At 42.0% G+C, this 17,423-nt stretch carries 15 protein-coding genes; 14 read left to right on the plus strand and 1 reads right to left on the minus strand.

The annotated features are described in order from the left end of the window. Positions 1–88 precede the first annotated feature (88 nt). The 8 genes from Q1J64_RS07525 to Q1J64_RS07560 all read left to right on the plus strand — a co-directional run bounded on the left by Q1J64_RS07525 (position 89) and on the right by Q1J64_RS07560 (position 10,067). The gene (locus Q1J64_RS07525; protein ID WP_301108461.1) at positions 89–1,030 is read left to right on the plus strand and encodes a DHH family phosphoesterase; all 942 of its coding nucleotides are present in this window, start codon (positions 89–91) and stop codon (positions 1,028–1,030) included. Further along, a complete protein-coding gene (locus Q1J64_RS07530) occupies positions 1,015–4,119 on the plus strand; it encodes a DNA polymerase III subunit alpha (RefSeq protein WP_301108462.1) in 3,105 nt (1,034 codons plus the stop codon). The genes Q1J64_RS07525 and Q1J64_RS07530 overlap by 16 nt, the downstream gene beginning before the upstream one ends. A gap of 203 nt (positions 4,120–4,322) precedes the next feature. Next, positions 4,323–4,985 carry a FadR/GntR family transcriptional regulator gene (locus Q1J64_RS07535; RefSeq protein ID WP_301108463.1) on the plus strand — a complete coding sequence of 221 codons (663 nt, stop codon included), beginning with the start codon at positions 4,323–4,325 and terminating at the stop codon, positions 4,983–4,985. Then, positions 4,982–5,854, plus strand: coding sequence for an acetyl-CoA carboxylase, carboxyltransferase subunit beta (gene accD, locus Q1J64_RS07540; protein WP_301108464.1), 873 nt, complete (start codon positions 4,982–4,984; stop codon positions 5,852–5,854). Before Q1J64_RS07535 ends, accD begins: the two co-directional genes overlap by 4 nt. Further along, positions 5,851–6,804: an acetyl-CoA carboxylase carboxyl transferase subunit alpha gene (accA, locus tag Q1J64_RS07545; protein ID WP_301108465.1), complete on the plus strand. Its 954-nt coding sequence runs from the start codon at positions 5,851–5,853 to the stop codon at positions 6,802–6,804. Before accD ends, accA begins: the two co-directional genes overlap by 4 nt. Before the next feature lie 64 nt (positions 6,805–6,868). Continuing rightward, positions 6,869–7,828, plus strand: coding sequence for a 6-phosphofructokinase (pfkA, locus tag Q1J64_RS07550; protein WP_301108466.1), 960 nt, complete (start codon positions 6,869–6,871; stop codon positions 7,826–7,828). A 37-nt stretch (positions 7,829–7,865) separates the two neighbouring features. Then, positions 7,866–9,626, plus strand: coding sequence for a pyruvate kinase (gene pyk / locus Q1J64_RS07555; protein ID WP_301108467.1), 1,761 nt, complete (start codon positions 7,866–7,868; stop codon positions 9,624–9,626). 57 nt (positions 9,627–9,683) lie between these two features. Further along, positions 9,684–10,067 (plus strand): FxsA family protein, encoded by a 384-nt coding sequence (locus tag Q1J64_RS07560; RefSeq protein WP_301108468.1) that lies wholly within the window; start codon positions 9,684–9,686, stop codon positions 10,065–10,067. Here the strand turns inward: Q1J64_RS07560 and Q1J64_RS07565 are convergent. Then, entirely contained in the window at positions 10,060–11,025 is a 966-nt protein-coding gene (locus Q1J64_RS07565) for an AI-2E family transporter (protein ID WP_301108469.1), read from the minus strand. The two genes, Q1J64_RS07560 and Q1J64_RS07565, sit on opposite strands and share 8 nt — an antisense overlap. 183 nt (positions 11,026–11,208) lie before the next feature. Here Q1J64_RS07565 and citZ point away from each other — a divergent pair, with 183 nt between their 5' ends. From citZ to pnpS, 6 genes are all read left to right on the plus strand, one after another. Next, entirely contained in the window at positions 11,209–12,324 is a 1,116-nt protein-coding gene (gene citZ, locus Q1J64_RS07570; RefSeq protein ID WP_301108470.1) for a citrate synthase, read from the plus strand. Positions 12,325–12,395: 71 nt separating this feature from the next. Beyond that, positions 12,396–13,664 (plus strand): NADP-dependent isocitrate dehydrogenase, encoded by a 1,269-nt coding sequence (gene icd / locus Q1J64_RS07575; protein ID WP_301108471.1) that lies wholly within the window; start codon positions 12,396–12,398, stop codon positions 13,662–13,664. A 70-nt stretch (positions 13,665–13,734) separates the two neighbouring features. Next, entirely contained in the window at positions 13,735–14,673 is a 939-nt protein-coding gene (gene mdh, locus Q1J64_RS07580) for a malate dehydrogenase (RefSeq protein ID WP_301108472.1), read from the plus strand. A 144-nt stretch (positions 14,674–14,817) separates the two neighbouring features. Continuing rightward, positions 14,818–15,303, plus strand: coding sequence for a MaoC/PaaZ C-terminal domain-containing protein (locus Q1J64_RS07585; RefSeq protein WP_301108473.1), 486 nt, complete (start codon positions 14,818–14,820; stop codon positions 15,301–15,303). Next, complete coding sequence (locus tag Q1J64_RS07590) at positions 15,293–15,988, plus strand: response regulator transcription factor (RefSeq protein ID WP_301108474.1); 696 nt, start codon at positions 15,293–15,295, stop codon at positions 15,986–15,988. The genes Q1J64_RS07585 and Q1J64_RS07590 overlap by 11 nt, the downstream gene beginning before the upstream one ends. Before the next feature lie 5 nt (positions 15,989–15,993). Further along, entirely contained in the window at positions 15,994–17,400 is a 1,407-nt protein-coding gene (gene pnpS / locus Q1J64_RS07595; protein WP_301108475.1) for a two-component system histidine kinase PnpS, read from the plus strand. The last annotated feature ends 23 nt before the right edge of the window (positions 17,401–17,423 follow it).

Below are 17,423 nucleotides of genomic sequence, written 5' to 3' on the forward strand. Positions count from 1 at the left end.
TATTGGTTTCTAACTTTTAGTCATTATATATTGTAGCGGCTTTTCACAGCAATTGCGAATACTAGTACAAGAACTTGGGGGAATCCGCATGAAACGACAAATCATTGACACAATTGAACAGTATGAGACGATCATCATCCATCGACATGTCCGTCCAGATCCGGATGCCTACGGTTCTCAGATGGGATTAAAAGCTTTATTGGAAAACAACTATCCAGAGAAGCGTGTGTTGGCAGCAGGCACACATGATGTGCTGTTAAATTATTTATCTAAACCTGATGAAGTAACAGAAGAAGATTATAATGGAGCGCTTGTCATTGTTACAGATACAGCAAATACGGATAGAATTGACGGATCTTACTTTGATCGGGGCGCTTTGCTATTGAAGATTGACCATCATCCGAACGAAGACCCGTATGGTGATGAACGCTGGGTGAATACAGATGCCAGCTCTTGTTCTGAAATGATTTATACCCTATATGAAGAAGGTAAGGCTTCGTTCGGCTGGGACATGTCACCAGAAGCCGCCCGTTTTTTATTCGCGGGAATTGTCGGTGACACTGGTCGCTTCATGTTCCAAAGTGCGACTGAAAAAACTTTTGAAGTGGCAAGTTCTTTAATTAAACAAAACTTTGACCGTACACAATTATTTGCTGATATGTATGAAGTGGACCGTAAAATTCTACATTTGCAGGGGTATATTTATCAAAACTTTACGATTGATGAAAACGGAGCTGCCTATATCAAATTAACACAGGAAATTTTGAAGCAATTTGATGTGACAGTCGCTGAAACATCTGAATTAGTCGGATCTCTAGGGAATGTAAAAGGAATTTGTGCTTGGATTATTTTCGTTGAGGAAGACGATCAGATTCGAGTACGTCTGCGTTCAAAAGGACCAGTAATCAATAAACTTGCAATGCAATACAACGGTGGAGGACACCCGCTCGCGTCCGGAGCAACCGTTTATTCATGGGAAGAAGCAGATGAAGTCATTGGGAAGTTACAGGAACTTTGCCGAAATTACTAAGCAGAGCTGAGGGGATTGCTATGGACCTGGTGTACCCGCAAATCATTACAGGCGCAGATCTGCTGCGTGGAATAGTTAAATTAGACGAACTGGCTCCTCTTTTACAAAAAAGAGGGGCCCGTTCTGCTGCAATCGTAAATAGTAGATTATACGGGGTACGCTCGTTTAGTAAGATGTTGTTGAAATATGGTATCCAACCTGTCATTGGTCTCTCGGTATATGTCACAGTGGAAGAAAAAGATCTGCTGGTATATGTCTATGCCCACAATCAGCTAGGCTTTTCTAATCTGATGAAAATGAGCAGCGCCATTTCTACACGTGAGGAAGAAAACTTGCCGCTGGCTTGGCTGAATGCGTACAGAGAATCGTGCTCCATAGTTTGCGCGGTAACCGATTCCTCTTGGGCTAATTATCGTTCAGATGAAGTGATTCGTCAGATCATAAGTAGGGGAGACTCAACATCTGCTTTCATTGGGATTGCACGTCCCGCAGGTGTTTGCCATCCGGAAGAGGAAGCAATTATTCAACTTGCCGAAGACTGTGGCCTGCGTATTGCGGCTTGTCAGGAGACGCGGTTTCTCCATCTTGAAGATTTTCCTGCGTATGAAGTAGCTTCTGCCATCCGCAACGGCTATAAACTAAATGATCCACAAAAGCCGCCGAACCGCTATCGGCAGGCCTATTTACCAGAACAGAATGAACTGTTGAAATGGTTCCGCGATGTACCTCAGTGGCTTCAGACAATGGAAGAACTTCTTGGTTCCTGTCATGTAGAGCTTTCAAAAGGGCCTTTTCAGATGCCTGTATTCCCGGTTCTTGACGGACAAACACCCGCTTCTTTGCTTGCAGAAAAGTGTCTGCAAGGGCTTCAGAAACGTTTTCAGCAAATACCGGAAGAATATATGGATCGATTGCATTACGAAATATCTATAATTGAAGAAATGGGCTTTACCGATTACTTTTTGATCGTTGAGGATTATGTTCAATTCGCAAAAAGCCAAAAAATTCTTGTAGGGCCGGGTCGAGGATCATCTGCTGGCTCGCTGGTGGCATTTTCATTGGGAATAACAGAAGTAGATCCCATTCATTACGGCTTGCTGTTTGAGCGATTCTTAAATCCTCAGCGGGTAACAATGCCTGATATCGATATTGATTTTGCAGATAATCGCCGGACTGAAGTCGTAAACTATGTAGCGGAGACATACGGTAAACAATATTCTGCACAAATCATTACATTCGGCACTCTGTCGACCAAGGCTGTTGCGCGGAATGTAGGAAGAGTCTTGGATTTTACCTCTGAAGAAGTACGCTTTATATCTAACGCACTCAATAGGGGTCTGTCATTTAAGGATTCCGTTCAGCAATCGCAAAAATTGCAGGATTGGATAGCGGTAGATCCTCGCAGAGCACTATGGCAGCAAGCGGCTGAAAAGCTAGAGGATTTACCAAGGAACGCTTCAACCCACGCAGCAGGAGTAGTGCTGTCATCAAAACCACTGGTCCATTTTGTCCCGCTTCAGCTAGGTACGGAGGAAGTGTTTTTAACACAATGGGCAATGGAAGATGTAGAAGAAGTTGGCTTATTGAAGATGGATTTCTTAGGTTTGAGAAATCTTACGCTGCTCGACCGTATCCGTTCCATGATTCAATATAATAAAAAGCAGGATATCGATTTTGAAAAAATCCCATTAGACGATGAGGCTGCGTACCGCTTATTTAAGACTGGGGATACGACAGGGATTTTTCAGTTTGAGTCTCCTGGCATGCGTCAGGCGCTAAAGACTATTCAGCCGGATGATTTCAAGGACTTATATTCTGTGAATGCGCTGTACAGGCCAGGACCAATGGAATTCATTCCACTGTATAGCCGACGCAAAAAAGGTCAGGAACCGACAGTTTATGAAATTCCTGAACTTCAGCCGATTTTGTCGGATACATACGGCATTATCATTTATCAGGAACAGATTATGAAAATTGCTGTCGAAATTGCTGGGTTCTCCATGGCGGAGGCAGATTTGCTGCGTCGCGCCATTAGTAAAAAGAATCAGCAAATATTGGAAGAAGAGCGTCAGCATTTTATTGCCGGTGCAACAAAAAAAGGATTTGACCAGTTCAAAGCGAATAATGTTTATAACTTAATCGTCAAATTTGCAGATTATGGATTTCCGAAGAGTCATGCAGTGGCATATACGCTAATTTCTTATCGGCTGGCCTTTTTTAAAGCAAATGAACCACTGTATTTTTATGCAGCTTATCTATCTTCTCTTACTGGCAGTAAAGAAAAGACGATGGAACTGATCCGCGAAATTCAAGCCAAAGGAATAAAGATTGCTCCTCCTTCCGTTCAGAGAAGCCGTTTCGGGCACACGGTAGAAGGTGACGTCATACGTCTGGGGCTGGGAGCGATTAAAGGAGTAACCTATAATTTCTATCAGCAGCTGGCTGAGGCGCGTGAAAAAAATCACTGGAATTCCATGTTTGATATGGCTATAGCGATGGGCGCAGATCATTTCACTGAAAAAGCACTCATCCCTCTAATTAAAGCTGGTGCTTTAGATGAATTTGGGGAGACGAGATCTGTTCTTCTTGCTTCGTTTGAGGCGGCGCATTCTCATGCATTATTTATTGGGGATGACGCATTCAGTGACCAGTTTCAATTTAATTCACGGCCGAAGTACACGCCTGGAGGAACGATGGACCGTATGACAATGCTGCGGTTTGAACGGGATACTTTAGGATTTTATTTATCGGAACATCCGATTCAGCAGCTGAAACAGCATTCGTCTGACAACATTCACTCCATCGATTCTGCAGTTACTATGCGATCTGGCACGAAAGTCAATTGTATGGGATTGATTTTATCAGTGAAAAGAATCCGAACGAAAAAAGGAGAGGCAATGGCCTTTTTTACACTGCAAGATGAATCAGAAGAAATTTCCTGTACCGTATTTCCGAAACTGTATGCGAAAATCAGTATTCATTTGACAGAAAATCAATTTGTTCAAGTCGCCGGCTCCATAGAATATCGCAATCAATCGGTACAGCTGATTGTAGATCGGTGCATTCCGTTATCTCCAGAAGCGAAATAATAATCAATCATTTAGATTGTGATAGCCAGTAGCTCATGCTGTTACTGGCTACAACTCCATCTATTACAAAGCGAGCGTTCAGTCAGGATGAAAAAAACTGATGAAATTTCAGGTTTTTCCTTTACGGAGTGTAATCTTTTTTGTATGCTAGTAAACAAGGTGGTCTGACCACTTTGCCGACAGAACATTAAAGGAGTTCTTCTATGCAAAATTCACAATCTTCATCCAAAAGATTTTTGGATATTATCGGAGAACTGCAATTACTGATTAAAGAAAAAGGCATTCAATATGGCGATAAACTGCCTTCTGAACGCCATCTTGCTGAACATTTGCAGGTTGGAAGGTCGGCAGTCCGTGAAGCCCTGCGAAGTATGGAACTGCTTGGATTAATCGAGACAAGGCGCGGTGAAGGAACCTATTTGTCTGATTTTAAAAAGCATCAGTTAGTTGAGGTGCTGTCCAGTTTCATTATGCAGCAGTCTCGGTCAGTACAAGACGTGACAGAGACCAGAATGATACATGAACGGGCAGCCATTATCACTGTGACAGAGGATGAGGAATTACGTGCTTTGCCAGTATGGCATGGCATGCAGACGAAACTGCGTGAGGCAGATTCAGTTTTCCTGAGAGAAGATTTAATTCGCGAAACAATTGTTGCAACTGAAAATCGCCTGTCTTTAAAAATTTGGTTTTTATTAAAACAATATAGCGGAGTGGCTTTTGACGTGGCTATCATGGAATACGATGAAGTGGAAACAGTAAGCGCACTGCTGGATGAAATGATGGCAGGAAACACAGAACAGGCAATTAACAGCTATACACAATGGATGAACCGAGTTGAAGTAGAAAGAGGGGAAATAGAATGAGTATCCGAGAATTGTTTAAAAAGAAATCAAAAGAAGAAAACACTACGATGCCTTCTGCAAAAGGAAAAAGCGATGTACCGGAAGGTATCATGACAAAATGTCCGGAATGTAAACATGTAATCCTGACAAAAGATCTGATGAAAAATTGCAAGGTCTGTCCTGAATGTCAGCATCATTATAAAATGACTGCTCACGAAAGGATTGAACAGTTACTGGATGCTGAGAGTTTTACATCGATGGATGATCATCTGATAACTGAAAACCCTCTGGATTTCCCTTCATACACAGAGAAAATCAAAGCAGATGCGGCTGCCACGGGTTTGAATGAAGCGGTGTTGACAGGCGTTGGGAAGATCCAGGGTCGACCAGTTGCAATTGCTGTCATGGATGCACATTTCCGTATGGGTTCTATGGGGTCAGTCGTAGGTGAAAAAATCACACGAACTGTAGAAAAAGCTACAGAACTTGGTATTCCGATGTTGATTTTCTCAGCGAGCGGCGGCGCCCGAATGCAGGAGGGGGTACTGAGTTTAATGCAAATGGCAAAAGTGAGTGTTGCGTTAAAGCGTCATTCCAATAAAGGCTTGCTGTATGTATCCATTATGACTTATCCGACAACAGGCGGCGTATCAGCAAGCTTTGCATCAGTGGGTGATATTAATCTTGCTGAACCTAAAGCGCTGATTGGATTTGCGGGAAGACGTGTCATTGAACAAACCGTCCGTGAAAAATTGCCGGAAGACTTCCAAACAGCTGAATTTCTACTTAGTCATGGACAGGTAGATGCAGTAGTTCATCGAAATGATATGGTGGACGTGATGAGTAAAATCATTCAACTTCACGCAGGGAAGGAGACAGAACTGGCATGAGTAAAACATTAGCTTTTGAAGAACCAATTGTGAAACTGCGTGAAAAAATTAATGAGTTAGAAGAATATACCGCTGTCAATGATGTGGATCTTTCTTCTGAGATCATTAATTTGAAAAACCGTTTAGCGAAATTAGAAATAGATATATACGAAAAGATGGAACCGTGGGATCGTGTACAGGTGGCAAGACATCCGGCAAGACCTACCACAATTGATTATATTGAACGTCTTTTTGAAAATTTTATTGAGCTACACGGTGACCGAAATTTTGCGGACGATGAGGCAATCATCGGGGGCATCGCTTCATTTGAAAACATGCCAATTACGATTATTGGACACCAAAGAGGGAAAGATACGAAAGAGAATGTCAGACGGAATTTCGGCATGCCACATCCTGAAGGGTACCGCAAAGCGTTGCGTTTAATGAAACAGGCCGAAAAATTTAATCGCCCAATTGTCTGCTTCATTGATACAAAAGGTGCGTATCCGGGGAAGGCAGCGGAAGAACGCGGACAGAGTGAGGCGATTGCCCGTAATTTAGTGGAAATGGCAGGTTTAAAGGTTCCCGTAATCTCCGTTGTTATTGGTGAAGGCGGAAGCGGCGGTGCTTTAGCTTTAGGTGTCGCGAACCATATTCACATGCTTGAAAACTCCACATATTCTGTTATCTCACCAGAAGGTGCTGCGTCAATTTTGTGGAAAGATCCGTCACTTGCTAAACAGGCGGCTGAAGCGATGAAGATTACTGCTCCGAATTTAAAAGACATGAAGATTATCGATGAGATTATTCCGGAAGTACTTGGAGGAGCGCATCGGGACGCAGCGCAGCAAGCAATAGAAATGCGGGAAACTCTGCGCAGATCTTTGAATGTATTATGTGAACTCTCTGCTGATGAATTAATTGACCAGCGTTATGAGAAATTCCGTAATATTGGTGTATTTTCCGAATAAAAGGTGCGGGCAACCGCATCTTTTGCTCATTACATAACAGTTAACGAGGAAAGGGGAGTGCGAAATGAAGAAGATTGCCGTGTTGACAAGTGGCGGAGATGCTCCTGGAATGAATGCAGCTATTCGTTCCGTCGTCAGAAAAGCGATTTTCGAAGAGCTGCAAGTGGCAGGGGTATTTAATGGTTATCAGGGATTAATTGATGGCAAAATCGAACAGTTTCAATTGGGTTCGGTAGGGGATATTATCCAAAGAGGCGGAACGATATTACGTTCAGCCAGATGCCCTGAATTTACCACAGTTGAAGGCCGGGAAAAAGCGCTGAACCAAATTAAACTGCATGGTATAGAAGGTGTAGTTGTGATTGGTGGTGACGGCTCATTCAGAGGAGCGAATGAACTGGTGAAGCTTGGCGTACCATGTGCCTGTGTACCCGCTACGATTGATAACGATATTAACGGTACCGAGTTTACAATAGGATTTGATACTGCATTGAACACGGTTGTGGAAGCAATTGATAAAATTCGGGATACGGCAACTTCGCATGAACGGTCATTCATCATTGAAGTGATGGGACGCGACGCAGGCGATTTAGCATTGTGGGCCGGTTTAGGCGGCGGAGCGGAATCAATTTTATTACCTGAAAAAGAATTTGAAGTCGATTCCATTATTAACCGAATAAAACAAAGTACAAACCGTGGGAAAAAACATAGTATTATCGTACTCGCTGAAGGAATGATGCCTGCAAATGAACTGGCTGAAATCCTCAAGAAAGAAGCGAACGTCGACACGCGGGTTTCTATTTTAGGCCATATTCAAAGAGGGGGATCTCCTTCCGCGCGGGATCGTGTTATTGCGAGTCAGTATGGTGCAAGAGCAGTTGAAGCATTACTGGAAGGAAAAACTAATGTTGCTATTGGTATGAGAAATCATAAAGTGGTAGACTATAATTTAGAAGAAGTCTTTACGAAACGAGAGAAGTTAGACTTATCATTATTGGATTTAGCAGAAACCCTATCCATTTAATTGCATGAGTCAACACAACGCAGAGGAGCGATAATTAGTGAGAAAGACAAAAATAGTGTGTACAATCGGTCCGGCAAGTGAATTGGATGAATTGCTGGGCAAACTGATTGACGCAGGGATGAACGTTGCGCGTTTGAACTTCTCCCACGGCACCCAAGAAGAACATAGAGTACGTATTGAAAGAATTCGTAAAGTGGCAAGAGAAAAAGGAAAAGTCGTCGGTATTTTATTGGATACAAAAGGTCCTGAAATTCGGACGCATAAAATGAAAGACGAACAGATTGAATTGGTAAGAGGACAGGCAATCGATATATCGATGAAAGAAGTGCTTGGAACAGAAGAGGTATTTTCTGTAACCTATGAAGAATTGATCAAAGACGTTGATCGCGGATCGTTTGTACTTCTTGATGATGGATTAATCGAATTGGAAGTAACGGGTAAAGATGAAGAAAAAGGCTTAATTCACACAAAAGTTATTAATGCCGGCCCTTTAAAGAATAATAAGGGTGTAAATGTGCCAAATGTTTCTGTTCAGCTGCCGGGTATTACAGATAAAGATAAGAAAGATATTCTCTTTGGTATTGAGCAAGGCGTCGACTTTATCGCAGCATCATTTGTTCGCCGTGCTTCAGACGTAATGGAAATCCGAGAATTGCTTGAAAATAATAATGGCGGACACCTTCATATTGTACCGAAGATTGAAAATCAAGAAGGCGTCGACAATTTAGATGAAATACTTCAACTGTCGGATGGATTAATGGTTGCGCGTGGAGACTTAGGTGTGGAAATTCCTGCCGAAGAAGTACCACTTGTGCAAAAAATGATGATAAAAAAATGTAATCAGTTTGGTAAACCGGTTATTACAGCAACGCAAATGCTGGATTCTATGCAGAGAAATCCACGTCCTACAAGGGCTGAAGCAAGTGACGTCGCGAATGCGATCTTAGATGGTTCGGATGCAATCATGCTTTCGGGTGAGACAGCTGCAGGACTTTATCCGGTCGAATCAGTAAAAGTCATGAACAAGATTGCTATTTCTACAGAAGAATCTATGGATTTCCATTCAGTTGTTTCCACACGAACTAAGGAAAAAGAAGGGAATCTTACGGAAGCGATTGGACAGGCTGCTGCTTACACAGCACTTAATCTGAATGTAAAAGTTATTTTGGCTCCTACAGAAAGCGGTCAAACTGCGGTAATGATTGCAAAATACCGTCCAGGTGTTCCAATTATTGCAGTTACTCGTTCTGAAACAGTTTCCAATAAGCTAACGCTTGTGTGGGGCGTCTATCCGATTGTCGGTAAAAAAGCACTCGATATAGACGGTATCCTTCAAGAGTCAGTTGAAGAAAGTGTCAAACATCAATATGTAACGCACGGTGACGTAGTCATTATCACCGCAGGCGTACCGGTGGGTGAAGCAGGTACAACCAACTTGATGAAACTTCATGTTATTGGTGATTTAATTGGCCGCGGACAGGGAATTGGTAAAAATGTCGCGTTTGGTAAAGCTAAAATCATCACTTCAGCAAGAGAAGCTTTGACTCAAATAGCTGAAGGAGACATTATCGTGACGCGGTCTACTGATCGTGATATGTACGCCGCTCTTGAAAAATGTGCGGGGATCATCACAGAAACCAGCGGATTGACCAGCCATGCTGCGGTAGTTGGATTGAGCTTAGGAATTCCTGTAATTGTAGGCGCAGAAAATATTACATCGATTATTAAAAATGGCAGTGATATTACAATGGACGCAGCGACAGGCGTTATTTATAATGGGCATGCTAAAGTATTGTAAAACATTCAGACCGCCGTTCTCTTAATTTGAGAAGGCGGTCTTTTCGGAGGTTACGTTATGAAATGGTTAGTAGGACTTTTCATCATTGTTCCAACGGCAGAACTGGCGCTACTGATGTATTCGGGCAAGGCGCTGGGCATTCTACCAACGATTTTCATCATAATTGCCACAGGTGTCGGCGGTGCCTACTTGGCTAAAAAGCAAGGTCTCCGTGCTTGGAGAGATCTTCAATATCGTTTGACGAATCGAGAAACGCCAGGCAAAGCTTTAATTGACAGTGCGTGTATTTTCATTGGTGGATTACTTTTACTGATGCCTGGATTTATTACGGATCTGACTGGTTTATTACTATTATTCAGCGGGCCTCGTAAAATACTGTATCCGTTTATCGTAAAATGGCTTTACAATAAAATGAAAAAAGGTCAAATCCGGGTTATGTGAATGCTGGATGTTCCTTTACTTTTAATGCGAGGAATAGGAAAAACGGTAAAAATAAAATGCCATATAATCCGAATAAATACACTGCGCAGGCAGTGATGATGAAAGAATGAACTGTTCGCAATTTGAAAGTATGTGCCCACAAATACGACTCTGTCATCTGTCGGACAATGAGCAATAAGATATATAAAATGAGTAATCCAATTGTTAACTGGACGTTATCGACATACAACATAAAGGCAATCATCGGTAAAAACACCAGTCCTATCCCTAGAAATGGGATACTGTCGAATAAAGACACCAAAAAAGCTTTGGTGAAATGTGATTCAAAACCAAGCAGCCAAAAGCCTGCGCTCATAAGTAAAAAGGTAATGATAAAGAGACGAATCTGGACTGAGAAAAAATGTCCCATCAGGCGACTTGCCTTTGAAAAAATCCTCTTTGCCGCAGGACGGAACTTTTGAGGGAAATAAACTAAAAACCAAAATCGATTTAATGCACTCTCACGCAGAGCAAAGAAATAAGCGAGCAAAAACATAAACAGACTGAATATATGCTGAAACAGCTTCTGGAAGAATGCAAGAACATTTTCCATTGCTTCATGGCTTGACTGAATAATTTGTTCTGCTGCTACATCAAATTGCAAGCCTTTAAAGTTGATCATCTCTAAGACAAGTGCGAGCTGATCCTCGATGGTCCAAATAATTGAAATAAATCCGTTGATAGAGAAAAAAACAAAAGCATACAACAAAATACCTATAGTAACCATGATGATTAATGTTGCTAAAAAAGCGGGTAATCTAGTTAATGAAATCAAAGAAGTTACTAGCGGTGCAGTTAGAAAAGCTAAAATCACTGCAAATCCGATAGGGGGTATTATCAATACAAACAAAACAATGAGTACTGCAGGTAACCATTGACGAGTGTAGGTTTGTAAGCGTTTTGAGTCAACTGTAATCATAGATTTTCGCCAGCCTTTTAGAATATTTATAAATAAAAAGAGTCTTTACCATTCACAAATCTATAAAAGATGCTTATAATGGATTTTGTAAGCGTTTTAGATAAAAATATAATTAGCAGGTGGCCGTCATTCTGCACTCAGCTTCTCTGAGGATGGCCAAACTGGGAAGAAGGAGAGAATATCATGACAGCTACAAAAGGATTGGAAGGTATCGTTGCAGCACAAACTCAAATTAGCTCCATTATCGAAGACACTCTTACTTACGTAGGATACGGCATCGACGATTTAGCGGATAACGCTAGTTTTGAAGAGGTAGTTTACCTTCTTTGGCATAAGCGTCTGCCAAATTCAGACGAGCTTGCTGAATTATCACAGCAGCTAGAAGAGCATGCTGAAATTCCGCAAGGGGTAATCGACCACTTTAAAATGTATCCAATCGATAAAGTGCATCCGATGGCAGCTCTTCGCACAGCGATCTCACTTCTAGGATTATACGACGATAAAGCTGAAGATATGTCACCTGAAGAGAACTACAAAAAGGCGATCAAACTTCAAGCAAAAGTTGCAACAGTTGTTACTGCTTTCGCACGTATCCGTAAAGGACAAGAGCCAATTGCACCTAAAAAAGGTCTTAGCTATGCGGCAAACTTCCTTTATATGCTTTCTGGGGAAGAGCCTGCAGATATCGCTGAAGAAGCATTCAATAAAGCACTTGTACTTCATGCGGACCATGAGTTGAACGCATCTACATTCACAGCACGTGTTTGTGTTGCAACTCTTTCTGACATGTATTCAGGTGTTACTGCTGCAATCGGCGCTCTTAAAGGTCCGTTACACGGCGGAGCAAACGAAGCAGTTATGAATATGTTAATGGAAATCGGCGATGAAGATAAGGTCGAGCCATATATTCGTGAAAAGCTGGCTAACAAAGAAAAAATCATGGGCTTTGGTCACCGTGTTTACCGTCAGGGAGACCCGCGCGCCAAGCACCTACGTGAAATGTCTAAAAAACTCACAGCTCTACGCGGTGAGGAGAAATGGTATAACATGTCAGAGAAAATCGAATCAATTGTAACTGGAGAAAAGAAATTGCCTCCAAATGTTGATTTCTACTCCGCTTCGGTATATCATTCATTAGACATCGATCATGATATTTTCACACCTATTTTTGCAGTTTCCCGTTTTTCAGGATGGATTGCACATATCCTGGAGCAATACGAAAACAACCGTCTGATCCGTCCTCGTGCAGAGTACGTTGGACCAGACATGCAAAAGTATGTTCCAATCAATGAACGATAAAAACTAGTAAATTTGTGGGGCGGTATCTCGTATACCGGCCCACTGATTTTGAAATCAGGAGGATATCAACAATGGCTAATGATGGAAAGATTACAGTAACTAACGGTGTATTAAACGTCCCAGATCACGCAACGATTCCTTTCATTATCGGAGACGGTACAGGTCCAGACATCTGGAACGCAGCTTCACGTGTTATCGAAGCAGCTGTCGAAAAAGCTTATGATGGTAAAAAGAAAATTAATTGGTTAGAAGTTCTTGCTGGGGAAAAAGCTTTCAATGAAACTGGTGACTGGCTTCCAAAAGAAACTCTAGACACAATTGATGAGTATCTAATTGCGATTAAAGGACCTCTTACAACGCCAATCGGTGGAGGATTCCGTTCATTGAACGTAGCATTGCGTCAAGAATTGGATCTATACACTTGCCTGCGTCCAGTACGCTATTTCGAAGGAGTACCTTCACCCGTGAAACGCCCTGAAGATTGTGACATGGTTATTTTCCGTGAAAACACAGAAGATATCTATGCAGGGATTGAGTATCAGGAAGGTTCCGATGAAGTAAAGAAATTAGTTAACTTCCTTCAAACAGAATTAGGCGTTAAAAATATTCGTTTCCCTGAAACTTCAGGTCTTGGTATTAAGCCGATTTCTGAAGATGGAACAAAGCGTTTGGTACGTGCTGCTTTAGAATATACTTTCGAAGAAGGCCGTAAATCATTGACACTTGTTCATAAAGGAAACATCATGAAGTTCACAGAGGGAGCATTCGCTAACTGGGGATATGAAGTTGCTGAACAGGAATACGGCGACAAAGTATTCACATGGAGAGAATATGACCGCATTAAAGAAGCAGAAGGAACAGATGCTGCCAACAAAGCACAGTCTGACGCAGAAGCTGCGGGAAAAGTCATCGTAAAAGATGCAATTGCAGATATCTTCTTGCAGCAGATTCTTACTCGTCCAAAAGAGTTCGACGTAGTGGCTACTATGAACTTGAACGGAGATTACATTTCTGACGCGCTTGCTGCACAAGTAGGCGGAATCGGAATCGCACCAGGAGCAAACATTAACTATATAACTGGACATGCGATCTTCGAAGCAACTCACGGTACAGCACCTAAGTACGCAGGACTAGATAAGGTTAACCCTTCATCCGTTCTTCTTTCAGGTGTTATGATGCTTCAGCACCTTGGCTGGAACGAAGCAGCTGATCTAATCACTGCATCTATCGAAAGCACAATTGCGTCTAAAGTTGTGACGTACGATTTCGCACGTCTAATGGAAAATGCAACTGAAGTCAGCACATCAGGTTTTGCTGATGAGCTAATCAAAAATCTATAAGAAACATAGGTGAAAGGGGGATTCGTTCCCCCTTTTTCTATTATATTTTATCTGAAAAGGAGAGTTTTACATGTCATTGAAGCGTAAAAAAGTATCGGTTATCGGAATTGGTTTTACTGGAGCAACAACTGCATTCCTTTTAGCTCAAAAAGAACTTTGTGATGTCGTAATCGTCGATATTCCCCAAATGGAAAATCCGACAAAGGGCAAAGCATTGGACATGCTCGAAGCTGGTCCGGTTCAAGGGTTTGATGCGAATATCATTGGTACATCTAATTATGAAGATACAAAAGACTCCGATGTAGTAGTCATTACAGCGGGAATTGCACGCAAACCTGGAATGAGCCGGGACGATCTAGTTCAGACCAATCAAAAAGTAATGAAATCAGTAACAGCTGAGATTGTAAAGCATTCTCCAGATACGACGATCATCGTATTGACTAACCCGGTGGATGCTATGACATATACAGTGTATAAAGAGTCGGGTTTCCCTAAAGAGCGGGTAATAGGACAGTCAGGTGTACTGGATACAGCTCGTTTCCGTACATTCGTTGCGCAAGAATTAAACTTGTCAGTGAAAGATGTGACAGGATTCGTATTAGGCGGTCATGGAGATGACATGGTTCCGTTAGTACGCTATTCGACTGCAGGCGGTGTCCCGCTTGAAAACTTGATTTCTGCCGGTCGCTTGGAAGAAATTGTTGATCGTACGCGTAAAGGCGGAGCTGAAATTGTTAATCTTTTAGGTAATGGTTCTGCATACTATGCGCCTGCTGCTGCTTTAGTGGAGATGACAGAAGCGATCCTTAAAGATCAAAAACGTGTATTGCCGTCAATTGCATTCTTAGAAGGAGAATATGGAATGGACGGAATTTATTTAGGTGTGCCGACTGTATTAGGCGCAAGTGGTATTGAAAGAATCATAGAACTTGAATTGACAGACAATGAAAAGGCCGGTCTTGAGCAATCAGCCGACTCTGTTCGCGCGGTCATGAACGTTTTAGCATAATAACCTTCACATGAATCGGGTAGCTTACTAGCTGTCCGATTTTTTGCTGCTCGATTTTCTACAGATGGATTGGTATACTTTATCTAATTCAAAAAAGTTTCTGATTTTACTGCACCATACAAGAATACGTAGGGGGAGATTTCTTTGTTGAAAGGTAAACGTAAATTGATGGGGAAAGAATTATCTGAGCTGGAAGTGGGAGAGAGGCTTAGTTTAACGGAGAAAATTGAAGATAAAGATTTAATGCTTTATTTAGGATTGACAAATGATGCAAATCCGCTTTATCTTCAACATGATTATGCAGCCGAAACGATTTATGGACAGCCGATCGTTCCGCCTATTATGCTCACAGGAATTGTGACATCTGCGATTTCTAAACATTTGCCGGGCCCAGGTGCGCATATAATTAATCAGCAGCTTCATTTTCCGAAACCTGTATATCATTATGCAATTGTCGAATTTATTTTAGAAATTACCAAGCTGGATGTAGAAACCAATCAGGTGACGATTTCAGTAGACGCTACAGATGAAGCGGGTGCACGGGTAATGAGTGGCGAGCTGGTCGTAAAAGCGCCTGAGAGGTCTAATTCAGACCGATCTGAGAAGAAGGAAACCGCCAATGGAAAATAGGTTGTCGAAGATACTGATTGTAGAAGATGAGCAGCCTATTCAAAAACTATTGGAATTTACATTAAGACAGGCAAATTACGAGACGGCAATTGCTCAGGATGGAGAGCAGGCCATTCAAATGGTTACGGAAGAAAGTCCGGATTTGATCATCTTAGATTTAATGTTGCCAAAAATAGATGGTATTGAGGTATGCAGGCAACTTCGTAGGCAAGATATTGATACACCAATTATCATGCTGACTGCAAAAGGCGAGGAAATGGATAAGATTATAGGTCTCGAGATGGGGGCTGATGATTATATGACCAAGCCTTTTAGTCCAAGAGAAGTCGCTGCACGAGTAAGAGCGGTCCTTAGGCGAACTGGAGAAAGGGCCAAGCCGAAAGAAGAAATGCTGAAAGCTGGACAATTGCTCGTTTACCCTGATCGTTTTGAAGTTTATCTTCAAGATATCCCACTGGAATTCACCCGGAAAGAATTTGAGTTGCTCGTATACTTAATGCGTCATCCAAATCGAGTGCTGACGCGCGGTCAATTGCTTCAAGCTGTCTGGAACTATGATTTTGCAGGAGATACAAGAATCGTAGACGTTCATGTCAGTCATTTGCGTGATAAGATTGAAGAAAATACTAGGAAGCCCCGATATATCAAGACGATGAGAGGGGTCGGCTATAAGTTCGGAGAGTAAATAGTATGAAGAATTATTACTCAAGATTATTGGCTGCATCAGCAGTCATTTTATCGATTTTATTAATTGTGCTAGGTATTATCTTAGGGCAATTTTTTCATTTATTTGCAAAAGATATTGATCCAGTCATTCAGCAGACATACTGGGTCTACCTATTATTCACTTTTGCGCTGGTGTTTACCGTCATGATGTTCGTGATGGCTAAATTACTCCAGCAATATGTGCAGCCAATTGACCATTTCACAGACGTCGCGCATCAGTTGGCACAAGGTGATTATTTGGCTAGAGCACACCGTGAGGACGGTCAAATGAATCAGCGATTAACGGCGGCGATCAATCATATTGCGCGTAATCTGCAAGATAATTCAACACTGCGGGTGATGGAACAAGAGCGATTGAAAACGTTGATCAGCAGTATTGGCAGCAGTTTGCTGATGTTCGGCAGACAGGGAGCTGTAAATCTGGTGAATCGTGTATATGAAGAAACGTTTCATAAAAACAGCGAGGAACTCATCGGTAGAACGTATAAGGATATTGGCTTGCCGGCTGACATAGAGAAAGAAATCGAAGCGATATTTTTAACGGAAGAAAAGCGTTCATTCCAATCAAAAGTTTATCTAGATGACGGAATATGCCATCTGGAAGTGTACGGAGCGCCAGTTATCGGTGAAAACGGCAATTGGTTAGGAATTGTAATTATCATGCATGATATCACTAAATTAATCCGTCTGGAACAAGTACGTAAAGATTTTGTCGCAAATGTTTCACATGAACTGAAAACGCCTGTAACGTCCATTAAAGGATTCTCAGAGATGTTGCTAGACGGTGCGGTTAATGATGCGGCTGTTAAAAGAGAGTTTCTTGAAATTATCTATAAGGAAAGTAATCGTCTGCAATTATTAATTGAAGACCTGCTACATTTGTCCAGTATGGAGCGTGGAAGCTTTGAAATTACTAGGCGTTCAGTCAATTTGATGGATGTCATAGAGCAGTCCATTCAAATTGTTCAAACAAAAGTTCAAGAAAAAGACATGAAAATTATCGTAGAGGCACCTGAATGTCCGTCGATCGAAGCAGATCATGATCGATTAGTTCAGGTAATGGTGAATTTGCTCAACAATGCCGTTTCGTATTCGCAGGATGGGACCATCATTACAATCTCCGTCCAGGAAGTGTCAGGCAGCGTTACTATAGCGGTCGCTGATCAAGGGATAGGGATTATGTCTTCGGAGCTACCGCGCTTATTTGAACGCTTCTACCGTGTTGATCGGGCTAGAAGCAGAGAGTCAGGCGGCACCGGTCTCGGCTTAGCGATTGTCAAACATATTATCGAGGCTCATCAAGGAACAGTGACGGTCGACAGTGAGGTAGGAATCGGAACGACATTCAGTTTACAGCTGCCAATTAAATAATAATTGAAACAAAAATCGGTTTG

Source organism: Sporosarcina sp., assembly GCF_029257255.1.
In the GTDB taxonomy this organism is placed as follows: Bacteria; Bacillota; Bacilli; order Bacillales_A; family Planococcaceae; genus Sporosarcina.

Coding starts and splice junctions, on each gene's coding strand:
- accA (WP_301108465.1), top strand. CDS start 5,851: ATGAGTAAAACATTAGCTTTTGAAGAACCAATTGTGAAACTGCGTGAA.
- Q1J64_RS07535 (WP_301108463.1), top strand. CDS start 4,323: ATGCAAAATTCACAATCTTCATCCAAAAGATTTTTGGATATTATCGGA.
- accD (WP_301108464.1), top strand. CDS start 4,982: ATGAGTATCCGAGAATTGTTTAAAAAGAAATCAAAAGAAGAAAACACT.
- Q1J64_RS07590 (WP_301108474.1), top strand. CDS start 15,293: ATGGAAAATAGGTTGTCGAAGATACTGATTGTAGAAGATGAGCAGCCT.
- citZ (WP_301108470.1), top strand. CDS start 11,209: ATGACAGCTACAAAAGGATTGGAAGGTATCGTTGCAGCACAAACTCAA.
- pfkA (WP_301108466.1), top strand. CDS start 6,869: ATGAAGAAGATTGCCGTGTTGACAAGTGGCGGAGATGCTCCTGGAATG.
- pnpS (WP_301108475.1), top strand. CDS start 15,994: ATGAAGAATTATTACTCAAGATTATTGGCTGCATCAGCAGTCATTTTA.
- mdh (WP_301108472.1), top strand. CDS start 13,735: ATGTCATTGAAGCGTAAAAAAGTATCGGTTATCGGAATTGGTTTTACT.
- Q1J64_RS07525 (WP_301108461.1), top strand. CDS start 89: ATGAAACGACAAATCATTGACACAATTGAACAGTATGAGACGATCATC.
- Q1J64_RS07565 (WP_301108469.1), bottom strand. CDS start 11,025: ATGATTACAGTTGACTCAAAACGCTTACAAACCTACACTCGTCAATGG.
- icd (WP_301108471.1), top strand. CDS start 12,396: ATGGCTAATGATGGAAAGATTACAGTAACTAACGGTGTATTAAACGTC.
- Q1J64_RS07560 (WP_301108468.1), top strand. CDS start 9,684: ATGAAATGGTTAGTAGGACTTTTCATCATTGTTCCAACGGCAGAACTG.